The sequence below is a fragment of the Qaidamihabitans albus genome (assembly GCF_016464705.1).
GTDB classification, from domain to species: domain Bacteria; phylum Actinomycetota; class Actinomycetes; order Mycobacteriales; family Pseudonocardiaceae; genus Qaidamihabitans; species Qaidamihabitans albus.
Map to the genome: position 1 here is coordinate 49,821 of NZ_JAEHOB010000010.1, position 23,737 is coordinate 73,557.

The following is a 23,737-nucleotide window of genomic DNA, read 5'->3' on the forward strand; positions in this document are numbered from 1 at the left end:
TCGCTACGTCAGGCCTGACCGCAGACCGTTCGCTGCCTGCCCAGCCCGGCGACCTCGGCCTCCAGGACGTCGCCGGGGCGGAGGTAGCCGAACCTGCCGGAAAGGGCGACCCCCTCCGGCGTCCCGGTGTTGACGAGGTCGCCCGGTTCGAGGACCAGGAAGCGGGACAGGTGGAGAATGATCTCCGTGACCGGGAAGATCATGTCGGCCGTCTTCGAGTCCTGGCGCGGATCGCCGTTGACCCACGAACGGAGGGCAAGCGCTTGCGGGTCGGTGACCTCGCAGGCGGGCACGAACCAGGGGCCCAGCGGATTGAACGTCTCGCAGGACTTGCCCTTGGCCCACTGACCGCCGGGGCGGCCGAGCTGGAAATCCCGCTCGGACACGTCGTTGGAGGTCAGGTAACCCGCGATGCAGTCCCGCGCCTGCGCAGGCGACTCCAGGTACCGCGCCGGCCTGCCGATCACGACCCCGAGCTCGACCTCCCAGTCGGTGTGGGTCGAACCGCGCGGGATGAGCACCTCGTCGTGAGGGCCGACGACGGTGTTCGGCGACTTGTGGAACAGGATCGGCTCGGTGGGCGGGGCGGCACCGGACTCGGCCGCGTGCGCCGCGTAGTTCTGGCCGATGCACAGCACCGCACCCGGCCTGGCAATCGGCGAACCGATCCGCTCGCCAGTGACATCGAGCGGCGGCAGCTCGCCCCTGTCCAGCGCGGCGAGTGCCCGCCGGGGGCCGTCCGCGGCGAGGAATCAGGCGTCGATGTCGGTGGTGATCCCGGAGAGGTCGTGGTGCTCGCCGTCGTCGGTGAGCACCACCGGCCGCTCGGCGCCGCGCACGCCCACGCGCATCAGCCTCATGCCCGGCCCGCCGGTCCGGCGGTGGGCGGTTCGAACGGGTACATCGGCCGGCGGCGATGCAGGTAGCGGAACCGTTCGAGGTTCATCGCGGTGATGCCGTCGGTGTCCACCACGACCATCCGCGACGCGATGGGCCCGTATGCCGCGCGCGGCGAGTTGACGCCCTTCGCGACCACCACGTGGTGATCCGCCGGATCGACGCCGACGCTGAGTAACTGGTGCAGGCTCGCGTTGAGGACCGGCCGGGAGTTGAGCACCAGCGTGTGCCCGTCGGTCGTCTCGACCACCGCTGTCGGCCCCGCGTCGAAGAACCGGAAGCCGCCATGCCTCGGACTCGGCTCCTCGAACAGGCCGTCGGAGAGCACACGGACCCGGCCCTCGACGGGCACCGGCGGGCCGGGTGAGTGCGGCCGGCACCCGCCGACGCGCAACCGGACCACGGACCTGGCGCCGGCGGCCATGCAGGTCCGGACCGACTCCGCGTCCACGAGAGTCTGGACAAGTGAGCGCAGCCCGCGCCGCACGGCCGCGTCCAGGAGCACGGTCGAGTCCCCCGGCGCACCACCCCCGACGTTGTCCCCGGCGTCGAGCAGCACCACGGGGCCCGCCGGCTCGCTTTCGGCCAGGTCGAGCGCCTCCTCGACCGTGCGTTCACACGCCTGGAGTTCCGCGCGCCGCTCCCAGACCGCCGAGGCGAGCTCCTGCGCGGCCGCGGCCGCCGCGACCTCGTCGCCGTCGTGGATAGCAATGCACGACATGCCCATGTGCGGCACGTCGGCGTAGGGGAAGCCCTCCACGACGCTGGCCGAGAGCATGCCGGGGCGTCGTGCGATCTCGGCCGCCTTCGCGACGAGGCCAGCCATCGGTTCCTCGCCGGTGTCCTGGCGCGCGATGTTGACCACCAGCGGGAGCTGAACCAGCGCCTGCTCCGGCCGAGCCTCCCCGAGCACCGTGGAGACCATCAGGGCCGTGCAGTCGATCGCCCGGTCCTTAGGATCCACGTGCGGATTGGTCTGGTACACCAGTGTCACGGTGAGCGCGTCGAGCAGCTTGCGCGACACGTTGGCGTGCATGTCCAGCACGGCGCCGACGGGCACGCCCGGACCGACGACACGGCGCACCCTGGCCGCGATCTCGCCGTCGGCGTCGGGGAAGTGCTCGGCGACCGCGGCTCCGTGCACGTTCAGCAGCACGCCGTCCCACGGGCCCTCTTCGGCGAGCCTGCCCAGCATCTCACCGACGATGGTCTCGAACGCGTCCGCGGTGACGGGTCCTCCCGGTGTGACGAAGGCGAACACGAGGGGCACCACCTCGACACCGAACGTCTCCGCGGCGGCGAGGAAACCGCCGATGGTCGCCGACGAGCCGGCGTACTGTTCGACGATCTCCTTGCCGCGCAGCACTCCGCCGTCCTGGAACATGTCGAGGTCGGCCGCGACCGGGGAGAACGTGTTGGCCTCGTGGAAGAGGCCGAGGGTGGCGAAGCGCATGTCAGGCCCTCCCGTACGCGACGACATCGAGCTCGAACTTGATCCGGTCACCGAGGCAGTTGGTGATCGTGGTGCGCGCGGGCAGCGGCTCGCCGAAGTACTCGAGGTAGATCCGGTTGTACTCCGGCAGGTCGCCCGCGTCGCGCACGTAGGCGCCGACCCGGACCACATGGGACAGTTCCAGGCCCTCTCCGGCCAGGATGCGGCGTACGTTCTCGATCGAGCGGCGCATCTCCTCCTCGAACGTGCCGGGCACGATCCGCCCGCCGTCCACGGAGGCCTGTCCGGACACGAAGACGAGGTCACCCGCACGCCGGCACGGGGAGAACATCGCGGTGTTGCCGTCACGGTCTTCGGCGGTGCCGAGTGGCCGGGTCATGTCACGCCCCATCGGTGAGTGTCTTGTCGAACCGGGTCAGTGCGGCTTCGAGCTCCTCGGGGCCGTGCCGTGCGGAGACGTACCAGACGCCGCGGCCTGCGACCCACAACCCGTGGTCGATGAGGGAGGCGGACAGCTGCGTGTAGCGCGCGAGGTCCAGCTTCTGCAGGGAGCGGTAGTCGGTGACGTCGGCCTCGCCGAAGGAGACGTGGAAGGCCATCGGCAGACCCTCCACCCGCAGCGGCAGCCCGTGCACGGCGCCGAGGTCGCGCAGGCCGGCCATCAGGGCGGTGCCGTGCTCGGTGATCGAGTCGTACGGCGGGCTGTCGCGCAGGTAGCAGACCGTGGCATGGGCCGCCGCCATCGCCATGACGGAGCCGTTGAAGGTGCCGGAGTGGTTGACCTCGCCGCCGCCGAAACGGCCCATCAGGCCGGCTCGCCCGGCGAGCGCCGACACCGGCCAGCCGCCCGCCATCGCTTTGCCGTAGGTGGCGAGGTCGGGTGCGATGCCATAGCGCCCGGCGGCTCCGCCGATGCCAAGGCGGAACCCGGAGATCACCTCGTCGAAGATCAGCACGATGCCGTACTCGGAGCACAGCTCGCGCGCCGTCTCGAGGTAGCCCTCGCGCGGTTCGATGACCCCCGCGTTGATCATGACCGGTTCCATGATGACCGCGGCGATCTCCTCACCGCGCTCGTCGAGCACCTCGGCGAGCCGTTCGGTGTCGTTCCACGGCAGCAGGACGAAGTCCTGCAGGTGGCTGGGCAGCTGGCCGGCGCTGGCGACCCCCCAGGCGCCGCCACTGTCGGCGAGCAGCACGTTGTCGAGCCAGCCGTGGTAGTGGCCTTCGAACCGGACGACCGTCGTACGGCCCGTCGCCGCGCGGGCCAGCCGCAGCGCCGCCTGCACCGACTCGGTGCCCGATACGCCGAAGCGCACCATGTCCGCCCAGCCGAGAGAGGAGCAGACGACCTCGGCGGCCTCCACCTCGAGGCGGTGCTGGCCCCCGTAGATCAGGCCACGGCCGCAGGCCGCGGTCACCGCGTCGAGAACCGGCTGTGGCGCGTGCCCCAGGAAGTTCGGACCCTGCCCGAGCAGGTAGTCGACGTAGTTCTCACCGTCCACGTCGTACAGCCACGCGCCGTTGGCGTGGTCGATGAAGACCTGGGAACCGGAGAGCCGGACGTTGGAATGCACTCCGCCCGGCGTCCTGGCAAGCGCTCGTTGCCGCAAGGCGCTGGAACGCGCGAGCAGTTGAGCCGCTTTGCTCATGGAGTCACGTCTCCTCCGTGAAGTCTGCGGGGAATCGGCCCGCACCGCCACGACCCGGGGCTTGTTTCGTACAATGAAACACGCGGATCGTTTCCACAGCCAAGTTACGGGGGTGGCATGGGACCGTCAAGGGGCCGTTTCCGGCGGGGAACGGGGACGGCGCGATGCCAGGGCATTTCTGGCCCCCTGCTTCGAAGAGGGTAAGCACGCTAGGATTCTGAAATACATGATCCAATCCCGAGGGGACGTGATTACGCTGCCACGGCGTCGAAACCAGGGGCAGAACGACGAGGCCGACGAGAAGACCACGGGCGAGGAGCGCGATTACTCCGTTCGCGCCGTGGAACGCGTCTGCTCGATCCTGAACCTGCTGCAGGAGTCCATTGACGGGGTGTCCCTGATCGAGGTCGGCCAGGCCACCGACCTGCCCAAGTCCTCGGCGTTCCGTTACCTCTGGACACTCGAGGCTCACCGCTACGTCGAGCGGGACGAGCAGACCGGGCTGTACCGCCTGGGACTGGGATTCGTGGGCATGCAATCCCGCCATCTCGAAGTACTGCGCGAACGGGCGCGGCCATGGTTGGAGAATCTGCGCGACGAGTTCGAGGAAACGACGAATCTGGGCCTGCTCGACGGCGACCACATCATCTACGTGGATATCGTGGAGAGCCGGAACAAGGTGCGCCTCGCCGCGTCCCGTGGTGACCGGGACCCGTTGCATTCCACGGCGCTCGGCAAGGCCATCGCGGCCCAGCTTCCCGAGGCGCGGGTTCGTGACCTGCTGGAGCGAACCGGGATGGAGCAGCACTCCGCGAACACGATCACCTCGATCGAGGCATACCTGGACGAGCTGGCCAAGGTGCGTCGGCTCGGCTACGCCGTGGACAACGGGGAGAACGCCTCCGACGGCCGGTGCGTCGCCGCGCCACTGCTGGGCACCCACCTGCCCGCAGCGCTCAGCATCAGTGCGCCGTCGGCCCGATTCACGCTCAAGGACGTCGAGAAGGCGGCCAAGGTGCTGATCGACGTGGCGGATCAGATCACCACGAACCCGGTCCCGGAGCAGCGCACCAACGGCGCGGTCGGCTAGCCAGGGGTCGACGCTCGTGAGTGTTGACCCGAGTTAGAACTCGCGGGAGCACTCACGAGCGGTGGCCAGGCGGGCACTAGCCGCCCTTCGGCCACCAGCGGTGCAGCAGTTCGGTTCGCGCGTCGAGCAGGGACCGGCTGCGCAGGTCGATGACATGCACGCCACGCCAGCGCCAGAAGCCGATGCGTTCGAGCGTCGCCACCGCGCGAACCGCGTTCCGCTCGGCCGACACCGCGTCGGCGCCCTCGGCCGCGAAGTCCGCAGGCAGGGGGCGGCAGATCGCCATCCGGGCGATCCGGGACAGTGACCGCAGGGAGCTGGCGAGAATCGCGACGCCGAGACCGTGCCCCTGCCACGGCTCGGCGAGGCGGATGCGTCGGACGATCACCACGAGGGCGGGGCCTGGACTGATCGCCGCCTCGAGCGCCGGTTCGAGGCGGCGCTCTTCGCGGTCGGCCACCGCCTCCCGCAGGAACCGCGGCACCCATTCCCCCAGCACCACCGACTGGGCGGTGTCGAGGTTCTGCGCGGCGTCGGTGAGCACCAGCGAGATGTCGCCGACGTGCCGCAGACCGTCCGGCACCACGTCGTGCTGCCAGACGTCCGCCGAGACCTCGCATCGCTCCGGCCTGCTGCCGTGGCCGGCCTGCCACCAGAGCCGCCGGTGGCTGAACGTCAGCTCGACGGACAGCGGATTGGCCGGTAGATCAGGCTCCACGAACCCTCCTTGGCCGCACGTGCAGAGGCAGGTGCAGCTTCCCCCCTCGGCGGAGCGCCACTACACCCGGGAGGGGTGGCGGCGGCGACCGCGTTTCGAAACCGCTATCTCGAAAGAATCGTACATGCTGAGCGGCCGCGGTGTAGCGCACTACGCCGCAGATTGCCGCGGTTCACGTGTTTGGGCAGCTCAGCACCGTTCTATGGTGATCTGATGAGCGGTCCTAAGTTCAACCCGGACAACAAGCCGGGCTACACCTATGAGCTCCTGGCGGACCATTTCGCGGGCCTCATCGAGAGTGGCGAATGGGAGGCCAACAGCCGGCTGCCCGGCGAGCGGGCGCTCGCGGAGGAGTACGGGGTCGCCCTCGGCACCGTGCGGCACGCCACCGACATACTGCGTGAACGCGGGCTGGTGATCACGCTCAAGTCGAAGGGCACGTTCGTCACCAAGCGGAACTGACCGGGGCGTCAGCGCCTCGCCGTGTCCTCGGGCGACTCGCCGAAGAGCGCGTAGTAGTCCACGAGGAAGCGCTCGCTGTAGAACAGCGCCCAGCCGGCGACCACTTCGCGCACCGACACGCTGCCCGGCCGCGCCTTCTCGAGGTCACTGTGCACGTTGCGCAGCCTGATCTTGTGCAGGTACTCACTGGGATTGATGTTGAAGTGCCGCCGGCACCCCTCGTACAAGGCGTGCACGCTGACGCCCGCGCGGGTCGCGAAGTCCTCCATCGACAGCGTCGGGCGCCCGTGCATGAGTCCCAGCGCGAAGCTGACCGCGTGCGAGGACGCGGGCGGCTCGTCCGCCGTACCGAGAAAATTGGAGTACTCGTGTGACTGTGCGGCCACGAGGCGCCCGACGAGCACGCGGTCCATTCTGTTGATCAGCTCGTCGGAGGCGTGCAGCAGGCCGTCCGGGTCGTCGAGGTCGGTGATGCAGTCGGTCACCTCGTGGTACCAGTCGAGCGCCTCGTCTCTGGTGATGTCGATCAGCGGGTCGAACGCGACGGGGAACGGCGGCCAGAAGCCCAACCTGCGAGCGAGGACGTGCCGCACCGCGTCCTCGTCGATGCGAAGCACCGTGGCGCGGAAGTTGGCGGACAGGCGCACGTCCAGCGAGACCTCCGGTGAGACGATGATACCGACACCGCGGCACACCTGGAACCGCTTCCCGTCGAGGAAGAACGTTCCGTGCCCCTCCATGGGGATGACGACGATGTAGAAGGCTCGCGGGCCGGCCGGGTTGAGCCGGACCGCGCAGCCGAGTCCGGCCACCAGTAGCACGACGTCCACCAACCGCACCGCGTTGACGCGCGCGTTGATGTGGTCACCTTTTCGGAGCAGTTCCAGCAGGTGCTCTCCGAAGAGCTGCGTCAATGTCTCACGGGTCTCGCCGACATCGTCGGAGACGAGGTAGGGAAAGCGCGCGAGCGGTAAGTTCGTCATCGTTCTCAGGAGGCCGATAGCCGGGACACCCCTGCCTCCACGAGGTGTCCCGCGCGCCCGCCGGAAGCCGGTGTCGACTACAGACGGTGCGCAGATTTCATGCGTCGGAACCAAGAATTCACAAACGTAGACGACTCGCGGTTGGTCGTCAACACACAGCCAGCAGCATTTTCGACAATGGCAACACCCATTCGACGCAACGCAACTAATATGAAGACCAATGCAGTTTACCGATTCGCGGGCTGCTGTACATGCCCCGCGACCTTGCCAGCGGTGACCTGGTTCCATATAGTGAAACCGCTGTATCTCTTCGCCCCAGCCTTGTCCGAGCGAAGCCGGACGCCCCGTCCCGCGGTCCCGTGCTCGACAGGTCCGGCCGTCTTCTGAAACGAGGTGGGTCCGCTGTCACGCCGTCGGAAGCAAGATCCTGACGACATCCCCTCCGAGGACGAGGAGGATCGCGATTACACCGTTCGCGCCGTCGAACGCGTCTGTTCGATCCTGAACCTGTTGCAGGAGTCGGTCGACGGCGTGTCGCTGAACTCGGTCGCCAGGACGACGTCGCTGCCGAAGTCCTCGGCCTTTCGGTACCTGTGGACCCTGGAGGCACACCGGTATGTCGAGCGGGACACCGACGCCGGCGCCTTCCGGCTCGGACTGGGCTTCGTCGGCATGCAGTCCCGCCATCTGGAGTTGCTGCGCGAGCGCGCCAGGCCGTGGCTGGAGAAGCTCCGGGACGAGTTCGAGGAGACGACCAACCTCGGCATCCTGGACGGTGACTCGGTCATCTACCTCGACATCATCGAGAGCAGGCGGAGCGTGCGCCTCGCGGCGTCCAACGGTCACCGCGACCCCTTGCACTCCACGGCGCTGGGCAAGGCCATCGCCGCCCATCTCCCCGAGGAGCGGGTCCGCTCCATGCTGGAGCAGACCGGCATGCCCGAGCGCACCTCGGCCACGATCACCACGGTGCGGGACTACCTCGCCGAGCTCGCCAAGGTGCGCCGTGTCGGCCACGCGGTGGATGACGGGGAGAACGAGCTCGACGGCCGTTGCGTGGCGGTCCCGATCCTCGGCACCCGCCTGCCGGCCGCGATCAGCCTCAGCGCACCGGCGGCCCGCTTCGCGGTGGAAGACATCGGAAAGGTCGGCGCCGCGCTACGGCAGATAGCCGGCCAGATCGCGTCGGCCCGGGCTGGCGACACCCCGCAATCCGGCTGATGCGAATTGGATCATCGTTTCGAAACATATACTTGGACGGCAATGAGAAACGTCGAGCAGCCGGCTCACTTCACTTGCGGGAAGCCCAGTGACTAAGCGGCTAGCCAAGGACGCGGTACTCCATGCCGCAGCCGTTACTCGATCAGTTGCACATCTCGGCGAATCACCATTGTGGGATGACCAGGCAGGCCTCTACTGGGTCGACATCGCGGGACAACAGCTGTTCAACAAGAACCTCGACGGTGTCGATTCGACGATCGCGCTTTCCAGGAAGACCACGTCGATCGGGCTAGGGCCACACCAGAAGCTCCTTGCCGTGACGAGCACCGGTTTCGGTTGGCTGCATGCCAGTACCGGTACGGTCGAACAGAAGCTCCATGTCTACGCAACCGACTCGATAACCATGAACGACTCCGCGATAGACGAGCGCGGCCGCTGCTGGGCCGGATCGGCTGGACGAGACGGCAGTCAGCGCGGCACCTTGTATCGCCTCGATGAGCAGGGCATCGCTGCCAAGGTACGTCACCTGGGCATGTCGAACGGTATGGATTGGTCGCCAGGGGGTGACATTCTCTACCACGTGGACAGTACGGCCGGAACGGTCATTGCACGGGAGTACGATATGGGTTCGGGCGAACTGGGTGAGTCCCGAATTCACTGTTCGGTTCCCGCGAAGGCCGGACTGCCGGACGGCCTGACCGTCGATGCGGAAGGCGACATCTGGCTCGCCGTCTGGGGGCTCGGGCAGGTCTGCCGCCTCGACGCGAACACCGGCCAGGTCACGGCGACGGTCGAGGTTCCTACGCCTTACACCACGAGTTGCACATTCGGTGGTCCCGATCTGTCCACGCTCTATATCACGACCGCGAACTATCGTCCGTCGGCCGGCGGCGGCCTCCTCTACGCTGCCGAACTGCCGGTTCACGGCCACCACGCCAACCGATTCGGCGGCGCACTGTGGCGCGGCCGGGAGCCCGCGGAGCACAGCGGTCAGTAGGCCGTTGAGCCGCCGTCCACGAAGATCGTCGAACCTGTTATGTAGGCAGCATCTTCGGACACCGCCCAGATCACCGCATTCGCGACGTCCTCGGCCTGCGCGGAGCGGCCGAGCGGCGAGCGTTTGCGGAACGAAGCGGCCGCACGTGTTGCCAGGAAGCTGTCGGTACGACTCGTGGCTGTCACGACGTCGCCAGGCGCGATGCAGACCACCCGTATGCCGCGCTCGCCGAGGTCACACGCCAACGCGCGAGTCAGCCCCGCCAAACCGGCTTTGCTCGCGACGTACGCCGCCGCCTGAGCCTGGGCCAGGACACCCGCCGTCGACCCGATGTTGACGACCACGCCACCGTCACGAGACAGGTGGGGCAAAGCCTCTCTCGTCAGACGTAGTGGCGCCTTCAAGTTGGTATCGAGAACAAGGTCGATACGCTCGTCGTCAAAGGAATCCAGTGCACCGACCGCTGCTTCTCCGGTCACCCCCGCGTTGTTCACCAGAACATCCAGACCGTTGAACGATCCGTAGCACTCCATCACCGCGGTCGCACAACCGTCCTGCGCCAGGTCATGAGCACCGACGCGAACACGGTCGGCGTCAGCGCAGTCACGAAAGACCTTCTCGCCTATGCGAGCCTCGTGTTCGGTGCGCTGCACGACATAGACGTTGAAGCCTTCTGCGAGCAGACGCGCAGTGATCGTCGCGCCGATACCCGTAGCACCGCCCGTCACGAGCGCGGTTCGCCGCCAAGGCCGGGTCATCGTTCGCACTTGTCGATCACTCTACGCCACCTTCCGGTACGCGACACGGCCCGACATGAGCCATGTACTTCAGAATAAAATAGTAGTTTCATGCAGTCAACCAGGCGCTCATGTGACGAAACGTTGCGGCGAAACGTTCCACCTATGCCCGTTGAGGAGCGAAAGTCGCTGCTCTCGAACGGATACAGCGTCCTGCTGCGGTTCCGCTAAGTAAGCCGCTCCAGCCCCGTCACCGCGATGACAACGTCTCCGCGAGCCGCGCGATCGCTTCTGACCACTCCGTATCGTGGCTGCGCCCGACGTCGGGTCGACGGCTGGCGGGCGCAGCAAAGGCGCCCGGGCGGGTCCCACGGCCGGCGGGTGGGCACCGAACGCGTCAACCGGCTCTGTCGCTCAACCCCGCCACCCAGTTGTCGACCCGTGCGGGAATCGCATTCAGCTCGGCATCGCAAAGCCCTCGCGCGTCGTCGGTGAAACGCCGCAGATCCTTCGATCCCGTGCCGGTCAGGATGAGCACAGGGTGGTCGTTCTCACCCAGCTTGCCCGTGCCCAGGTCCTCAATGAGCGCGGCTAGTGCCGCTGCCGACGCCGGTTCGACGAACACGCCCTCCGTCCCGGCGAGTAGCCGCTGCGCCCGGAGCACCGCGGCGTCGGACACCCCCGTACCCCAACCTCCCGAGCGCACAACGGCCGCCGCAGCCAACGCACCATCTGGTGGATGGGGTAGCTGCAACGCCGAGATATCACTTTCGCAGCGCTCGATCTCGGGCGTCGAAAGTTCCCCTGCCAAGAATCGCGCAATCGGAGCGCAACCTACCGGTTGGCAAGCGATCACCCTGGCGGGCAATCCCCGGTGTTCCAGGCCTCGAGCGACCGCCGTGAGCAGGCCCCCGCCACCCGTCGGCACATACACCACGGAGGCGTCCGGCACCTGTTCCGCCAGCTCGTAGCCAATCGTGTCGATACCACGCATTCCCTCCTGGTTGAAGGCATGCGCGGTTATCCCCAGGTACAGGTCGTGCCGGTCCGCCGCTTGCCGGACATGGATGAACAGCTCACTTTCGGCTGTCCCCACCGCCGCCCGGCCGATACCGTGAACCGGCACCACCTCAACTGGATACGGCATCAGTGCCAGCCGCTTCTCCAGCGGCGCGGAGGCGACCAGGCACAGGAATCCTGGCAAGCCGACACGGGCGCCATAGGCAGCCAACGCGACACCGGCGTTGCCGGAGGATGTAGCGATCCAACCGCGACGAGCATGGGCGAGAGACAGCGACATCGCAGCAACGCGGTCCTTGTACGAACCGGTGGGATTCAGCGACTCCATCTTCGCGGAGATCGTGCCAACTCCCAACTGCCGGGCCAGTCTGTCCAACCGAAGACACGGTGTGTCGCCCTCACCAAGGGTGACGAACTCCCGCACCCGCGGCAGGTCGGCCGCGAAACGACTCAGCCCCCGACCGGTGCCCATGACGTGTCCTTCCCGGCCTCGTCGAGATCCGCCCGCACGAACAGCACATCACCCTCCTGCGTCCGCGCCTGCCGACGCAGGAACATCACGACGCCCGGCTGATCGGTGCGAACGACATCGAGAAGCGCGCCGTCGTAGCCGTAGATCCGTCCGACCTCGGAGCCTGCACCGAGTTCAGCACCCGCGGCCGTGGTCGCTACGAAGAAACCATGATGCTTGGACTGTGCGCCCTGGTCGAGGTCCCCCCTGCCATGAACGACACGACGCTCAGGCCTGCGGTCAGGGACCGCGTCCGTCGCCAACATGCCGAACTCCGCCATCACCGCCAGCACGCCTGTCACGTAGCCGTCGAGCTCACGAGCTCGAATCGCCCCTCCCCCGGAGCATTCCACGTAGACCGCCGGGATACCCCGGTCCGCGGCAACAGACAGGCTCCGGCCCGGCGAGCTGGCCGGATGCCGCCAGATCAGCGGTGCGGAGAACGCCTCTGCCGCCCGCCGGGAAGCCACCTCCGCAACCGTGTTCGCGACATACCCGCAGAAGAACGGCATCTCGTAGCGCACTCCCGCGGAATGCAGGTCGATCAGGAGGTCCGCACCACCGATAACCTCCTCGGCGATGCCTGCGGCCAGGACGTCAGTAGGCGCACCGCGCGGATCACCCGGGAAGCTGCGGGCCAGATTGGCGCCGTCCAACGGACTGGTGCGACTGTACGCCGCCCAGGCATGTGGGTTCGCCGGAGCGACTGCCCGGAGAGCCCCGGTCAACGGCCTGCCTTCCAACTCGTGCAACACACGGCGGACGGCGAGCACGCCCTCGTCCTCGTCACCGTGCACCCCGCCCAGCAGGGCGAGCGTCGGCCCACGAGCTCCCGCTATCTCCACCAGCGTGGCGTCCCCCGGCAGTGCGTGCCCGGTCGTCGAAGGCTCTCCGGCCCCGCTCATAATCACCTCGTCAACCTGATGGCTGGGTTCGAAAGCCGACCGAAGGTCCAGGCAGGTTCACAACCGCGCTGGAATGAAGTCCACGTCGACACTGGTGTCCAATGCGGCTGCGCGGGCGACCTCAACCATCTCCCGAAAGCCATACTTCGGCTGGTAACCTATTTTCTTCCGGGCAGATTCGATACTGACTTCAAGGCGCCAGGTCATCGGCATTCCGACCATAATTTTGGGCACCGCGAAAACCTCGGACAACGCCGATGCACCTTCCTCGTGCGAGGTCGGACTTTCCCCCGCAATGTTGAAAACGCCGCCCAGTGCGGCAGGATCCACAAGAGCACGGTAAACTCCGTCGACCGCGTCACGCACGTCGACCATGTGCAAGCTCCATGGCTCGCCATCGGGGCCGGTGAAGCCCACCGCGGTATCTGGACCCGCGTCACCGACAGACTCGTCCAGGATCCGACTCAACCCGGGGCGACCATCGAACAACTGCCAGATATTGCTGTCCTTCTCCAGTTTTGCCCGACTCAACAATGCCCGCATCGAGTACAGGCGAAATCGCGAAAGTGCTTCTTCTGGACTGACCACCGTCGCGAACCGCACTATTGAGAATGGTATTCCGTACTGCGCGCTGTGGTTACGCAGAATGATCTCACCCAGCAGCTTGCTGGTGCCGTAGTAGTCAGCGGGCTCCTGCGGCGACCGTTCCGTCAACGGCACCTCCGGCGGGTTTCCCGGACGATACGTGCCGTCCGTGCTCGCCAGCACGAACCTCTCGACTCCGCCGTTGCGAACGGCAGCCTCGAGTAGACGCAGAGTGCCGAACGCGTTGACATCGTAGAACCTGTCGACCGGTGTGTCCCGTCGAACCAACTGGGCCCCGAGGTGAACGATGTGGGTGACACCTCGGCACGCGGAATCGAGTGCGGACTGGTCCCCCAGGTCGGCCTCGACGACATCCAGTCCGGCCATATCCGTCAGCTTCTTACCCTGCGGGTCTTCCGGCTGGATCATCGCCCGCACAGCGCATCCTGAACGGACCAGCCGCTTGACCATGTTGGCGCCGACTCGCCCTGAGGCACCCGTTACCAGAACCTTCATCCTAATCATCAGCTCCAGTCGCACTACAAGAAGTAACAACATCGACGGCCACCGCATGGGAAGGCCGACGAACGGGCGCTGGCCGGCCTTCCGACGACCCAGGGCTCGCAGGCAGCGGCTGCGCGTCACCACAAGCAAAACGTACGTTTCATTATACCTGGCCGCCCCTCCGTCAGGTAGTGGACACCCGTCTCGATTCCCGCCTGTCGCTCCGGCGGTCGGCAAGCGCCGCCACAACCCTGCCCGTTCGACCACATCGCGTTTGCGCTACAGAGATCGAGCAGCGCGTCGTCCACGGTCGTTCCGACCCGTCAAGCGCGCGACAACCAGGTCTTCGCCGACGTCGCGGTCGAGCACGAACGACCGTCATCTGCCCGATCCACCCAGCGGCAGGACCTCAGATGCAGCCAGAACTCCCTAGGCGTCACCGATGTTTGACTGCCGTACACCCGACATCTACTATCGCCAGGATCTGAAACATATGGTTCAATTACCGAAACGCTCGCCGACCGGTCCCTCGATGGCGGCGATCCGCTATCGGCCTGCCAATCCATACCGGGAGAACACCATGACCGCTGACGACAGGGTTCCGGTCTCGCTGGATCGCCGACGATTCGTGCTGGGCACGGCGGCCGTACTCCTCGGCGCCACGGCCACCACGCCGCTACTCTCCGCCTGCGGTTCTGAAGAAGCAGCCAGCCTTCCAGACCCCTCGGAGATCACTGTCGGCCTTGCGAACACGATCCAGGGGCTGGACCCGCACACCGCCGACACGATCGGATCGATCTCTGTCGTGCACTATCTTTTCGAGGGACTCTACGGCCTTGAACGCGGCAACATGAACAAACTCGTGCCGCAACTGGCCGTCGGGCCTCCCGAACAGATCGACCCGACGACCTATCATGTCAGAATCCGGCCTGGCGCGACGTTCCACGACGGACGTCCGGTCAAAGCCAGCGACGTCGCGTACAGCATCAACCGAGTTCTCGATCCCGCCACGTCGTCGCTTCTCGCTGTTTTCTTGACAGCCTTCGACAAGGCTGCCGCCGTCGACGGGCAGGTCCTCCGTATCAAACTGAAGAAGCCGTGGACACTGCTGACCGAAAGACTTGCTCTCGTCAAAGTCATGGCGGAACATACGGCCGCCGACGCAACGGCCGAGGAACTGGCCCGGAAGCCGATAGGCACCGGCCCGTACCGACTCGACGCGTTCTCCGCGGACAACAAGCAGGTCACGCTCACGAAATACGCCCGGTACAACGGGCCGCTACAGGCCAATGTCCCGCAGATCAAATGCAGCGTGATTCTCGACGACACCGCTCGCCTCGCCGCACTGCAGAGTCAGCAGGTTACTGCGATGAACGACATCGCTTACCAGGATGTCCGGTCAGCTGACAGCAGCGGCGTCACGACCGGGACCGTGCCCAGTTTCAACCAGTCGCTCATAATCTTCAACACGTCGCGACCGACATTCGCGGACAAGCGCACACGGCAAGCCTTCCTTTACTCGGTCGACCGCGAGAGTATTACGCAAAGCGTGTTCTTCGGCAAAGCACGTCCGGCCGTATCGTACCTTCCAGAAGACCATCCGATGTTCCGGAGACCAAAGACGGAGTACCGGTTTGATGTGGATAAAGCCAAATCACTTCTCGGCAGCACCGGAGAAGCCAGACCGAGCTTCACACTACTCGTCTCGAATCTAGGCTGGCTCAGCGCACAGATACCACTCCTACAAGCGTCTCTGCAGCAGGCCGGATTCGACGTCAAGATCGAACAGGGCGAGACGGAGTCGCTCGTGCCGCGAGTTTTCGCGGGCGATTTTGACGCCTGGCTCACCGTAACCGATCCGTCGATATTCGGCGGCTACGACGCCGACATGTTGATCAGGTGGTCGTACACCGGTGCAATTCCTGAAAGCATGGCACGCTGGACCAACGCGGCCGCCGGCTCCGTGAGTCAGCTGCTTGATCAGGCGACGGCCACAGAACAAGCCGCTGATCAAGCTGATCTGTACGGCCAGGTTCAGCAGATCATCGCCGACGAGGCACCTATCTTCCCGTTACATCATCGAGATATCACTGCCGCCTGGCTGGACGGTTTGGAGAACTTCGCACCCACCGTTCCCCAAGGAGTGGATCTACTTGGCGTCCGTATATGACGCGTCGCTCAGCCGTCCTTCGAGATCAGCCTGGTCCGGTGTAGCCAGCCTGATCCTGGGTCGGCTCTCCGCGTCCTTGCTTGTGCTCATCGGTGTGGCGTTCATCGTCTTCTGGGGAATAGACCAAGCACCTGCCGACCCCGTGACCGCAGCACTCGGTCCCTTTGCGACTCCCGAGCAACGGGCGACGTTTGTGCAGCAACACGGACTCGACGATCCGATGCCATTGCGGTTCGTCAGGTTCATCGCCGGGGCCTTACAAGGCGATCTCGGGCAGTCGACCACCAGACCGGTTAATGCGAGCACGCTTGTCGGCAAGGCGGTTCCCGTAACCGTCCAGCTCACCACACTCGCCATCCTTATCGCGACTGTTCTCGGCGTCAGCGCTGGGGTCCTGGCGGCCAAGCGTGCCAACAAGGGCACTGATCGGTCGGTTCGACTCAGCGCCGCGGTCCTGGTCGCCGCTCCCGACTTCTGGGTCGGAATCATCGCCATCCAACTTTTCGCAGTGAACCTCGGCTGGATGCCCAGCGGCGGGTATCAACCACTGGCGAACGGCTTCCTGCCGTGGCTTGAGCACATCATCATGCCTGCGACAGTGCTGGCGCTGCCACTGTCCGCGACGCTGGCGAACCAGGTCCGGTCGTCAATGATTCAGGAGCTCGACCGAGACTACGTACGCTCGGCAATGGGTCAGGGCCTTTCCTCGACGCGCGTGCTCACCAGTGTTTTCAAGAACGCCGCAACCGGTCCTCTGACCCTCTTGGGTGTCCGCGCAAGCTACATGCTGTCCGGCGCAATCATCATCGAGCAGATATTCAACTTGCCCGGCCTCGGAACCCTGCTGGTCGAAGGTGTACGACAAGGTGACCTCGCCGTCACTCGCGCGGTCGCACTGGTGGGAACCATGGGCATCCTGATCATTTCCTTCGTTCTCGACCTGGCATACCTGGCAATCAACCCCCGGGCGCGGAAATGACGAGATCGACGAACCATCAAGCCAACCCAGCCGACGCAACCATCTCACGACCGATCCTTGCCGGACAAGGAATAGGCCGCTCGCGACCCTGGTGGACGCAGCCGGCCACCATCGGCCTTGGCATACTCGTGCTTGTCACGCTACTCGCGCCCTATCTGTCTCCCTACGATCCGCTCGAAATAGGGGTCGGCGAATCTCTCCAGGGCCCATCAGCCGATCATCTACTGGGCACTGATCAATCCGGGAGGGACGTCTTCTCCCGGGTCATCGAAGGCTCCCGAATTTCCTTCGTTGTCGGTATCGTCGGAACGGCCGCAGCACTGCTGTGCGGTTACGTGCTTGGGTCGTTCGCCGCAGCATCCAGAAGAATAATCGGCGAGTCAATCATGCGAGTTCTCGATATCCTGATGGCGTTTCCTGGCATCCTGCTCGCGGTGGTTCTCGCTGCCGCCTTCGGGAGCGGCACGGTCACGAGCATGGTCATCTTCGGCATCATCTACACGCCACCGTTCGCGCGTTTCGTCCGAGCGTCCGCGATGAAGGAACTCAACGAGGACTACGTCACGTTCTCCAAGATCATCGGCACCCGGTACCTACGTTTGATGGGGTATCAGGTTGGCGCAAATCTCATGGTGCCCCTCGCCGTGTTCGCGACCGCCGTACTGGCGGAGATCGTCGTGCTCGAGGCCGCACTTTCCTTCATCGGTGTCGGTACCCAGCCTCCCGCACCGTCATGGGGTAATATCATCAACGACGGGCGCGCCTTTGTTGGCAGCGGTCACTGGTGGATCAGCACGTCCGGCGGAGCGGCGGTATTCCTGACGGTAATCACTTTCTATTCACTCTCCGCATATTTCGGTCGACGAATAGAAGGTGGTGCATGACAAATCAGGCCTTGGAACCGCGGGTTCCGTCGAAGGATCGGACGCTGGTCACCGTGTCGAACTTGTCGATACGATTTCCACGTTCCTACGGGAATGTTCCAGTCATCGACTCCGCAAACTTCGCTATCCGTGCTGGCGAGGTCGTCGGCCTCGTCGGCGAGTCTGGCTCAGGAAAGACGTTGATATCGCTCTCGCTTCTCGGGCTGTTCCCCCGCGGGAGCACCGTCTCGGGTCACGTCGACATCGACGGCAGAAACGTCGTAGCACTGCCGGAGAAGGAACGGCGCAAGCTGCGGGGGTCATCCGTCGCAATGGTATACCAGGACGCGCTGGCGTCACTCAACCCATCGGTCACCATCGGCCGACAGTACGCCCGGATAGCGAGGCTCGGCGCCTGCAGGAGCACGACCGAGTTGCTCGACCTGGTCCGGTTACCCGACGCGAATCGCATACTGGCCTCCTACCCGCACCAACTGTCCGGCGGCCAACGTCAACGGGTACTCATCGCGTTCGCATTGGCTCGCTACCCCGAACTGATCGTGGCGGACGAGCCGACGACTGCACTCGACGTGACCGTACAGGCCCAGGTCCTCGACGTACTCCTGAACGCCGCGATCGACGCCGGTTCGGGCCTGCTCCTCGTGTCCCACGATCTCGGCGTCATCCGTCATACCGCGGACCGCGCAATGGTCATGTATGCCGGGCAGCTACTCGAATCGGGACTGACGACGGATTTGATCACCAGGCCGATGCATCGCTACACGTCCGGCCTGGTGACCGCCGGCCGCTCGCTAGAGCGGGCCGACGATCCGGTGGCCGTGATCGATGGCGCCGTGCCGTCACCACGACACTACCCAGCCGGATGCAGGTTCGTCACCCGATGCCCTGCCGCCCTTTCGGCGTGCTCCGCCAAGATCGAGCCAGTTACGGAAGGTGAGCGATGGCATACATGCAAGAATCCATCGAATCATTCTGTCCCGTGAACCACGGACCGATGATGCGGCTGAAGAACGTCTCGGTGCAGTATGGCGGCCGCCGGGCTCGTAACCACCAGACGCTCGCACTCGACGATGTCTCTCTCGACGTCCGTAAAGGCGAACGTCTTGGCATAGTCGGGGAGTCCGGGAGTGGAAAAACAACCCTCGCCAGGGTACTACTCGGTCTTCAGAAGCCGACGGCAGGATCATTGCAGGTCAATGAAGTAACGGGCAGCAGACCGCTGTCACAGCGCGTCAGTGCTGTTTTCCAGGACCCCAAGTCGTCCCTCAACCCACATCTCTCCATTCAGTCGATCATCGCGGACCCACTTGTCGTAAATCGCCATGGCAATCGGAGGCACAGGCAGCGGAAGGTCGACGAGTTGCTCGACGTCGTCGGACTGCCACGAGAGGTGCGAACACGTCGCTCCAGCCAGCTGTCGGGTGGCCAGCTGCAACGCGTCGCGATCGCGAGGGCGCTCGCGCTCACGCCGGAACTGATCGTCGCTGACGAGCCGACGTCAGCACTCGATGTCTCCGTGCAGGGACAGGTTGTGAACGCACTCAAGCAGATACGGCAGATCCGTGAGATAGCACTGGTCTTGATCAGTCACGACATCCGCATCGTGCGCTCCCTTTGTGACCGAATCGCAGTGATGTACAACGGCGTTATCGTCGAACAAGGTTCCGCCGACGAGGTTCTGTCTCGCCCGGCGCACCCGTACACGGCACTCTTGGTCTCCTCCGCGCCATCGATCGACCGTCCGATAGACCGACCGTCCTATTCCTTGCCGTTTAGCGACAGGCAGCGGTACGAGCGTGGACACTGCGCCTTTTTGTCACGATGCTGGCGGGCCGAACAGAATTGCGTTACAGATCCGGTTCCACCCACTGTCGTGCGTACGAGCGACGTCCGCTGTCATCACGCCCTTCCCACGGACGCGCAACTACCGTCCGTACGATCACCAGACGATCTGGCGGAAATAGCCGATCGGTCGTAGCCGTACTGGCTCGTCGATCTCCGGCGAACGCGCGCTACACTGAACCGGGTACAGGCACGTGATCCTCTCGTGGTTCGCCGAGTTCTCCGCATGAGTTCGCTCAAGGGGTCCATATGAAATCCGGAAATCTCACCGAGTGGCTAGGTGACTCTGACGTCTCGGTCAGCCTGACGTTCGACGTCGATGCGGACGTCGGCTTCGACTGGCGCTGTCTCAACGGACGTCTGACGTCGTCGTCCGAAGCGAAGTTCGGTATGGTACGGGGCCTTCCGAGGATACTGGCCGTACTTCAAAGATATGATATCCGGAGCACATTCTTTGTTCCGGGCGAGATTGTCGAAATGCATCCCGAGGCAATAGTCGACATTCTCGACCGCGGGCACGAGGTCGCACATCATGGCCACTATCACCTATGGAACGACAAACTCGACGACGATGGCCAGCGAGACGAGATCGAACGCGGCCTCGCGGCGATGGAGAAACACCTGGGACTCCGCCCGCTGGGATACAGGTCGCCTGGCTGGGAAATGACACCCCAGTCTTTTGTCATGCTGAGCGAACACGGCTTTCTCTACGATAGCAGTATGATGACCGACGATCGCCCGTACGTGGAGACGGTCGCCGATCGCGAACTCGTCGAGTTTCCGGTCCACTGGAGCCTGGACGACTGGCCGTTCTTCGGCTTCCAACGAGACACCGGTGGACGGCTCGCCGATCCGAACGCGGTCCTGAACACCTGGATCGGTGAGTTCGAAAGCGCCAGGAGTGACAAGCGCCACGTGACCTACACCATGCATCCGGAGTGCATCGGGAGAGGCTATCGCATCCGCCTCCTCAGCCAGTTGATTGAACATATCCTGGCGAACTGCAAGTGCCGGTTCGTCACACATGGACAGATCGCCCGTGAACTGTTCGGCGATACCGGCGAGTTGCTCTGAGCGGACGAGCAAGATGGACGTCAGGCTCGACGCGTCCGATGCATGCTCACCGCTATAGACGCACATGTCCCGACAACCGCAGCTCCGAGGACAGCCGGCGTCACCAGATCCCAGGATGCGGCAACGCCACTCGCATACCGACCAGCCCCTGCTGCCAGGATAAGCACACCATTGTAGGTCGCCAACCAGTGTGCGCGAACCTGGACGGGCATATCGTGCATGATCATCATGCTGATCTCGGCATGCACGGGCGCAAGGCAGATACCGCAGACGATCGTGGTCACGATTATCGACGGAGCAGAGATGACGCCGCCCATGACGCCACATGCCACGGACATCCCGATGACCGCGGCGCCAACCCTCTTCAGCCTGACGGCGGGCCTTGCGCCGGTCGTCACGAAGTTGATCAATCCGCCAAGCAGGCATCCGACACTCAGGGATATGGAAATCAAGCCACCGTCCGACGCGTCCCCCATATCCGCGATCAAGCGCAGGCCTCCGGTCGCTTCGACTACACCGGCCATGACCCCAACTGACGCAGCGACATAGATGGTCGTCCACCCACCCCGGACGCGTAGTACCTTGATCTTGCCTCTGTGCTCGGAACGCTGGCCAGCCGGCATCAGCTGCACCAGTACAGCCATCAAGACCGAAGTAACGGCGAGAACCACCATTATGACGGCCATATCCACGAACTTCGCCGCCGCTACCACGGACAGCGGCCCGAGCACAAAGCCAGTCTCCATCGAAACCACGTCCACGCTGTTGGCGTAGGTCTTGTAGCGGCTCGATACCGAGTACATCAGCAGAAGGCGGTATCCGCTGATCTGCGGTGCTTGTGCGCAGCCGTGTACGGCCGCCAGAGCGAACAGCAGAGCTGAGTTTCCTTCCGCGGCAAATACCGCCAGGAGCAGCAAGAACACGACACAACTGAGCAGGTTCGACAGGATCAGTGCGAGCTTGATCCCATGTCGATCCGACAGATATCCCCAGAACGATGATGACAGCACCACCGCCACATTGACCACTCCGGCGAGCTGCAACCCCAGCTCCGTTGAACCGGACACGTCACCGACCAACACGAACAGAGCGAACGACGCCGTGAACGGCACCCGGCCAACGACGCCGGCCATAACACCGCCCAGGACGACGCGTCTCCGCAGGAAGGCGGTCCGGGTGAGGTGACCATCTACCTTGGTGTTCGTGCCGTCATATCCCGCCATCAGATCGCGTTCAGGTTCTCTGCGTCAGTTCGCGTGCCGGGCTTCCGGCCACGCGGCACTTCACCGGAACATCCCGGACGACCACCGCTCCAGCGCCGACGACCGCATCGTTCCCGATGCGCACACCAGGGAGGACGACGGAGCCCGCTCCGATAAGCGCACGCTTGCCGATATGCGCGGCTCCGCCGATCATGCAAAGGGGATTCAGTGTCGCGTACTCTTCGATGTGGGCGTCATGCCCAATCACCACGTTGTTGTTGATATGCACTTGGCGGCCGATGACGGAGTTGGCGTTCACGGCGGCGCCGGCCAACACGATCGTCCCTTGACCGAGCGGCTCCGACGGCTCCACGCAGGCTCTCGGGTGAACGATCGTGGCCGCATGCCCACCGAGCTGGACAGCGAAATCGTCCAGCCGGTTTCGAACGGCGGAATTCGCAATCGCTATCACGTAGTGGGCATCGAAGCGGACGAACTGCTCGTCGCATCCAAGTATGCGGTGTTCGCCGCGCTGAGTGGCGTCGTCGCCCTCGACAAGGAAACCCGTCAGCTCGATACTCGCGCCCGCACCGTTCAAATCAGCCACAACGGCCGGCATCCGTTTCGCGAAGCCGCCATGGCCGAACACAACCAATCTCGTTATTTCCTTCATGTATACTCCACCCATTCCCCGGGCAGATCGAAGAACTCCTTCCTCCGTAGAGAGGAAAGATCCGCCTTCTTTATCAATTCGACCACGCGTGCGGACGCCCTGCCGTCCCCATATGGGGACCGGCTTCCCGCTGTCAACTTGCGGTGTGTCACCGTCAGTGCCTGGCGAATGGCGTCGACGACCGCATCCACTCCTGGTTCGCAGTCGATCACAGAGGGCGCCCGCGGTCTGCCGTCCTGACGGCCGCCCACATTCACGGTAGGAGTGCGCACAGCCGGAGCTTCGATGAGGGCACTCGACGAGTTGCCGATCACCACGTCCGAGTGAGCAAGCAAGCTCAGGTACTGGAGGCGACCGAGCGACGAAATCACCTTGACGCGTGCCGCCTGCCGGGACGCATACCGGCCGAAGATCGCGGCAATCTGCCGTCCGCCGAAGTCGACGTTGGAGCCGGTGATCACAACCGAGGTGGAGGGGAACGAGTCCAACGCTTGGACAATTGCCAGCGCTCCGTTGTCACCGTGGCCCGCGGTTGCGGTTTCCGCGTGGTACGTCAACGTGAACAGCGATTTCTTCCGAGGCAAGCCGAGTCGCCGGCACAACTCGTCGCGGGTGAGCAACTCGATCGTCCGCACCGTGTCCAGCCCGAGCGCACCGACCTCATGGACACGAGAGGGATGCTCGCCGAGCTGGATGATCCGCTGCCGGAACTCCGACGTCGAGGTGGCGTGGAGACTCGCCAGCTTGGTTATCGCGTGCCGGATGGAGTCGTCCACCGCACCGTAGGTGAGCGTCCCGCCCGCGATGTGGAGCACGGGGATGCCCTGTAGTACCGCGACCAGGCAGGCGCCGAGAGCTTCGTAACGATCCCCCAGTACCACGAACAGCTCAGGCGAGAGTCGTTCAAGCACGTCGACGTAACCGATCATGCCGACACCCAGCGACTTCGCCGTGCCACCCGCCGAGTCGCTCGCCAGGACCATCTCAACCTGCTCAACGACATCGAGTCCATCGTCCACCAGTTCGCGAATCGTCATGCCCTGCTCCGGTACCAGGTGACCACCGGAGGCCAGGACGGACAGCTCGACGTCCTCGTCCTTCCGCAGAACCTGGATAAGTGGCGACAGGGGCCCATAGTCGGCGCGCGATCCGGTGAAGACGCATACTCTGCGCATCAC

At 64.7% G+C, this 23,737-nt stretch carries 22 protein-coding genes and 1 pseudogene; 10 read left to right on the plus strand and 13 right to left on the minus strand.

What is annotated here, in order from left to right; translation table 11 throughout:
* Nucleotides 1–8 precede the first annotated feature (8 nt).
* From JAP66_RS19575 to JAP66_RS19590, 4 genes and pseudogenes are all read right to left on the minus strand, one after another.
* A pseudogene (locus JAP66_RS19575) lies at nt 9–860 on the minus strand (fumarylacetoacetate hydrolase family protein).
* Nucleotides 857–2,350 (minus strand): M81 family metallopeptidase, encoded by a 1,494-nt coding sequence (locus tag JAP66_RS19580; RefSeq protein WP_199433244.1) that lies wholly within the window; start codon nt 2,348–2,350, stop codon nt 857–859. The pseudogene JAP66_RS19575 and the gene JAP66_RS19580 overlap by 4 nt, the downstream one beginning before the upstream one ends.
* Nucleotide 2,351: 1 nt before the next feature.
* Nucleotides 2,352–2,729 carry a RidA family protein gene (locus tag JAP66_RS19585; RefSeq protein ID WP_199433245.1) on the minus strand — a complete coding sequence of 126 codons (378 nt, stop codon included), beginning with the start codon at nt 2,727–2,729 and terminating at the stop codon, nt 2,352–2,354.
* A gap of 1 nt (nt 2,730) precedes the next feature.
* Nucleotides 2,731–4,002, minus strand: a complete 1,272-nt coding sequence (locus tag JAP66_RS19590) for an aspartate aminotransferase family protein (protein ID WP_199433246.1) — start codon at nt 4,000–4,002, stop codon at nt 2,731–2,733.
* 256 nt (nt 4,003–4,258) lie between these two features.
* Between JAP66_RS19590 and JAP66_RS19595 the strand changes: the two genes are divergently transcribed.
* Nucleotides 4,259–5,092 (plus strand): IclR family transcriptional regulator, encoded by an 834-nt coding sequence (locus JAP66_RS19595; protein ID WP_372448993.1) that lies wholly within the window; start codon nt 4,259–4,261, stop codon nt 5,090–5,092.
* 76 nt (nt 5,093–5,168) lie between these two features.
* Here the strand turns inward: JAP66_RS19595 and JAP66_RS19600 are convergent, their stop codons facing one another.
* Nucleotides 5,169–5,810, minus strand: a complete 642-nt coding sequence (locus JAP66_RS19600; protein WP_199433248.1) for a hypothetical protein — start codon at nt 5,808–5,810, stop codon at nt 5,169–5,171.
* Nucleotides 5,811–6,023: 213 nt separating this feature from the next.
* On the opposite strand from JAP66_RS19600, the gene JAP66_RS19605 reads away from it, so the two are divergent.
* Nucleotides 6,024–6,272 (plus strand): GntR family transcriptional regulator, encoded by a 249-nt coding sequence (locus tag JAP66_RS19605; RefSeq protein WP_199433249.1) that lies wholly within the window; start codon nt 6,024–6,026, stop codon nt 6,270–6,272.
* A gap of 8 nt (nt 6,273–6,280) precedes the next feature.
* Here JAP66_RS19605 and JAP66_RS19610 read toward each other — a convergent pair whose 3' ends face one another.
* A complete protein-coding gene (locus JAP66_RS19610) occupies nt 6,281–7,255 on the minus strand; it encodes an AraC family transcriptional regulator (RefSeq protein ID WP_199433250.1) in 975 nt (324 codons plus the stop codon).
* 402 nt (nt 7,256–7,657) lie between these two features.
* On the opposite strand from JAP66_RS19610, the gene JAP66_RS19615 reads away from it, so the two are divergent.
* Together JAP66_RS19615 and JAP66_RS19620 are read left to right on the plus strand one after the other, a co-directional pair.
* Nucleotides 7,658–8,476, plus strand: a complete 819-nt coding sequence (locus JAP66_RS19615; protein WP_199433403.1) for an IclR family transcriptional regulator — start codon at nt 7,658–7,660, stop codon at nt 8,474–8,476.
* Nucleotides 8,477–8,564: 88 nt separating this feature from the next.
* Nucleotides 8,565–9,473: an SMP-30/gluconolactonase/LRE family protein gene (locus tag JAP66_RS19620; RefSeq protein WP_199433251.1), complete on the plus strand. Its 909-nt coding sequence runs from the start codon at nt 8,565–8,567 to the stop codon at nt 9,471–9,473.
* Here the strand turns inward: JAP66_RS19620 and JAP66_RS19625 are convergent.
* The 4 genes from JAP66_RS19625 to JAP66_RS19640 form a co-directional block, all read right to left on the minus strand.
* Nucleotides 9,467–10,231 (minus strand): SDR family NAD(P)-dependent oxidoreductase, encoded by a 765-nt coding sequence (locus tag JAP66_RS19625; protein WP_235999178.1) that lies wholly within the window; start codon nt 10,229–10,231, stop codon nt 9,467–9,469. The genes JAP66_RS19620 and JAP66_RS19625 overlap by 7 nt on opposite strands.
* Before the next feature lie 376 nt (nt 10,232–10,607).
* Nucleotides 10,608–11,702 (minus strand): pyridoxal-phosphate dependent enzyme, encoded by a 1,095-nt coding sequence (locus JAP66_RS19630; protein ID WP_199433253.1) that lies wholly within the window; start codon nt 11,700–11,702, stop codon nt 10,608–10,610.
* On the minus strand, nt 11,681–12,646 hold the full coding sequence (locus JAP66_RS19635; RefSeq protein ID WP_235999164.1) for a succinylglutamate desuccinylase/aspartoacylase family protein: 966 nt from the start codon (nt 12,644–12,646) through the stop codon (nt 11,681–11,683). Before JAP66_RS19635 ends, JAP66_RS19630 begins: the two co-directional genes overlap by 22 nt.
* A gap of 57 nt (nt 12,647–12,703) precedes the next feature.
* On the minus strand, nt 12,704–13,879 hold the full coding sequence (locus JAP66_RS19640; protein ID WP_199433255.1) for an NAD-dependent epimerase/dehydratase family protein: 1,176 nt from the start codon (nt 13,877–13,879) through the stop codon (nt 12,704–12,706).
* A gap of 436 nt (nt 13,880–14,315) precedes the next feature.
* Between JAP66_RS19640 and JAP66_RS19645 the strand changes: the two genes are divergently transcribed.
* The 6 genes from JAP66_RS19645 (at nt 14,316) to JAP66_RS19670 (ending at nt 20,684) form a co-directional block, all read left to right on the plus strand.
* The gene (locus JAP66_RS19645; protein WP_199433256.1) at nt 14,316–15,905 is read left to right on the plus strand and encodes an ABC transporter substrate-binding protein; all 1,590 of its coding nucleotides are present in this window, start codon (nt 14,316–14,318) and stop codon (nt 15,903–15,905) included.
* On the plus strand, nt 15,889–16,884 hold the full coding sequence (locus tag JAP66_RS19650) for an ABC transporter permease (protein WP_268963267.1): 996 nt from the start codon (nt 15,889–15,891) through the stop codon (nt 16,882–16,884). The genes JAP66_RS19645 and JAP66_RS19650 overlap by 17 nt, the downstream gene beginning before the upstream one ends.
* Nucleotides 16,881–17,768 carry an ABC transporter permease gene (locus JAP66_RS19655; RefSeq protein WP_199433258.1) on the plus strand — a complete coding sequence of 296 codons (888 nt, stop codon included), beginning with the start codon at nt 16,881–16,883 and terminating at the stop codon, nt 17,766–17,768. The genes JAP66_RS19650 and JAP66_RS19655 overlap by 4 nt, the downstream gene beginning before the upstream one ends.
* Complete coding sequence (locus JAP66_RS19660; RefSeq protein WP_199433259.1) at nt 17,765–18,751, plus strand: ABC transporter ATP-binding protein; 987 nt, start codon at nt 17,765–17,767, stop codon at nt 18,749–18,751. The genes JAP66_RS19655 and JAP66_RS19660 overlap by 4 nt, the downstream gene beginning before the upstream one ends.
* The gene (locus JAP66_RS19665; protein WP_199433260.1) at nt 18,709–19,746 is read left to right on the plus strand and encodes an ABC transporter ATP-binding protein; all 1,038 of its coding nucleotides are present in this window, start codon (nt 18,709–18,711) and stop codon (nt 19,744–19,746) included. The genes JAP66_RS19660 and JAP66_RS19665 overlap by 43 nt, the downstream gene beginning before the upstream one ends.
* Nucleotides 19,747–19,859: 113 nt before the next feature.
* Nucleotides 19,860–20,684, plus strand: a complete 825-nt coding sequence (locus JAP66_RS19670) for a polysaccharide deacetylase family protein (protein ID WP_199433261.1) — start codon at nt 19,860–19,862, stop codon at nt 20,682–20,684.
* 20 nt (nt 20,685–20,704) lie between these two features.
* Here the strand turns inward: JAP66_RS19670 and JAP66_RS19675 are convergent, their stop codons facing one another.
* Genes JAP66_RS19675 through neuC form a run of 3 tightly spaced genes read right to left on the minus strand, consistent with a single transcriptional unit; the run spans nt 20,705 to nt 23,737 of the window.
* Nucleotides 20,705–21,907, minus strand: coding sequence for an MFS transporter (locus tag JAP66_RS19675; RefSeq protein ID WP_199433262.1), 1,203 nt, complete (start codon nt 21,905–21,907; stop codon nt 20,705–20,707).
* A 10-nt stretch (nt 21,908–21,917) separates the two neighbouring features.
* The gene (locus tag JAP66_RS19680; RefSeq protein ID WP_199433263.1) at nt 21,918–22,559 is read right to left on the minus strand and encodes a NeuD/PglB/VioB family sugar acetyltransferase; all 642 of its coding nucleotides are present in this window, start codon (nt 22,557–22,559) and stop codon (nt 21,918–21,920) included.
* A complete protein-coding gene (gene neuC / locus JAP66_RS19685; protein ID WP_307849641.1) occupies nt 22,556–23,737 on the minus strand; it encodes a UDP-N-acetylglucosamine 2-epimerase in 1,182 nt (393 codons plus the stop codon). Before neuC ends, JAP66_RS19680 begins: the two co-directional genes overlap by 4 nt.

Coding starts and splice junctions, on each gene's coding strand:
- JAP66_RS19680 (WP_199433263.1), bottom strand. CDS start 22,559: ATGAAGGAAATAACGAGATTGGTTGTGTTCGGCCATGGCGGCTTCGCG.
- JAP66_RS19585 (WP_199433245.1), bottom strand. CDS start 2,729: ATGACCCGGCCACTCGGCACCGCCGAAGACCGTGACGGCAACACCGCG.
- JAP66_RS19670 (WP_199433261.1), top strand. CDS start 19,860: ATGAAATCCGGAAATCTCACCGAGTGGCTAGGTGACTCTGACGTCTCG.
- JAP66_RS19655 (WP_199433258.1), top strand. CDS start 16,881: ATGACGAGATCGACGAACCATCAAGCCAACCCAGCCGACGCAACCATC.
- JAP66_RS19635 (WP_235999164.1), bottom strand. CDS start 12,646: ATGAGCGGGGCCGGAGAGCCTTCGACGACCGGGCACGCACTGCCGGGG.
- JAP66_RS19660 (WP_199433259.1), top strand. CDS start 17,765: ATGACAAATCAGGCCTTGGAACCGCGGGTTCCGTCGAAGGATCGGACG.
- JAP66_RS19675 (WP_199433262.1), bottom strand. CDS start 21,907: ATGGCGGGATATGACGGCACGAACACCAAGGTAGATGGTCACCTCACC.
- JAP66_RS19645 (WP_199433256.1), top strand. CDS start 14,316: ATGACCGCTGACGACAGGGTTCCGGTCTCGCTGGATCGCCGACGATTC.
- JAP66_RS19590 (WP_199433246.1), bottom strand. CDS start 4,002: ATGAGCAAAGCGGCTCAACTGCTCGCGCGTTCCAGCGCCTTGCGGCAA.
- JAP66_RS19665 (WP_199433260.1), top strand. CDS start 18,709: ATGGCATACATGCAAGAATCCATCGAATCATTCTGTCCCGTGAACCAC.
- JAP66_RS19605 (WP_199433249.1), top strand. CDS start 6,024: ATGAGCGGTCCTAAGTTCAACCCGGACAACAAGCCGGGCTACACCTAT.
- JAP66_RS19625 (WP_235999178.1), bottom strand. CDS start 10,231: ATGACCCGGCCTTGGCGGCGAACCGCGCTCGTGACGGGCGGTGCTACG.
- JAP66_RS19630 (WP_199433253.1), bottom strand. CDS start 11,702: ATGGGCACCGGTCGGGGGCTGAGTCGTTTCGCGGCCGACCTGCCGCGG.
- JAP66_RS19580 (WP_199433244.1), bottom strand. CDS start 2,350: ATGCGCTTCGCCACCCTCGGCCTCTTCCACGAGGCCAACACGTTCTCC.
- JAP66_RS19610 (WP_199433250.1), bottom strand. CDS start 7,255: ATGACGAACTTACCGCTCGCGCGCTTTCCCTACCTCGTCTCCGACGAT.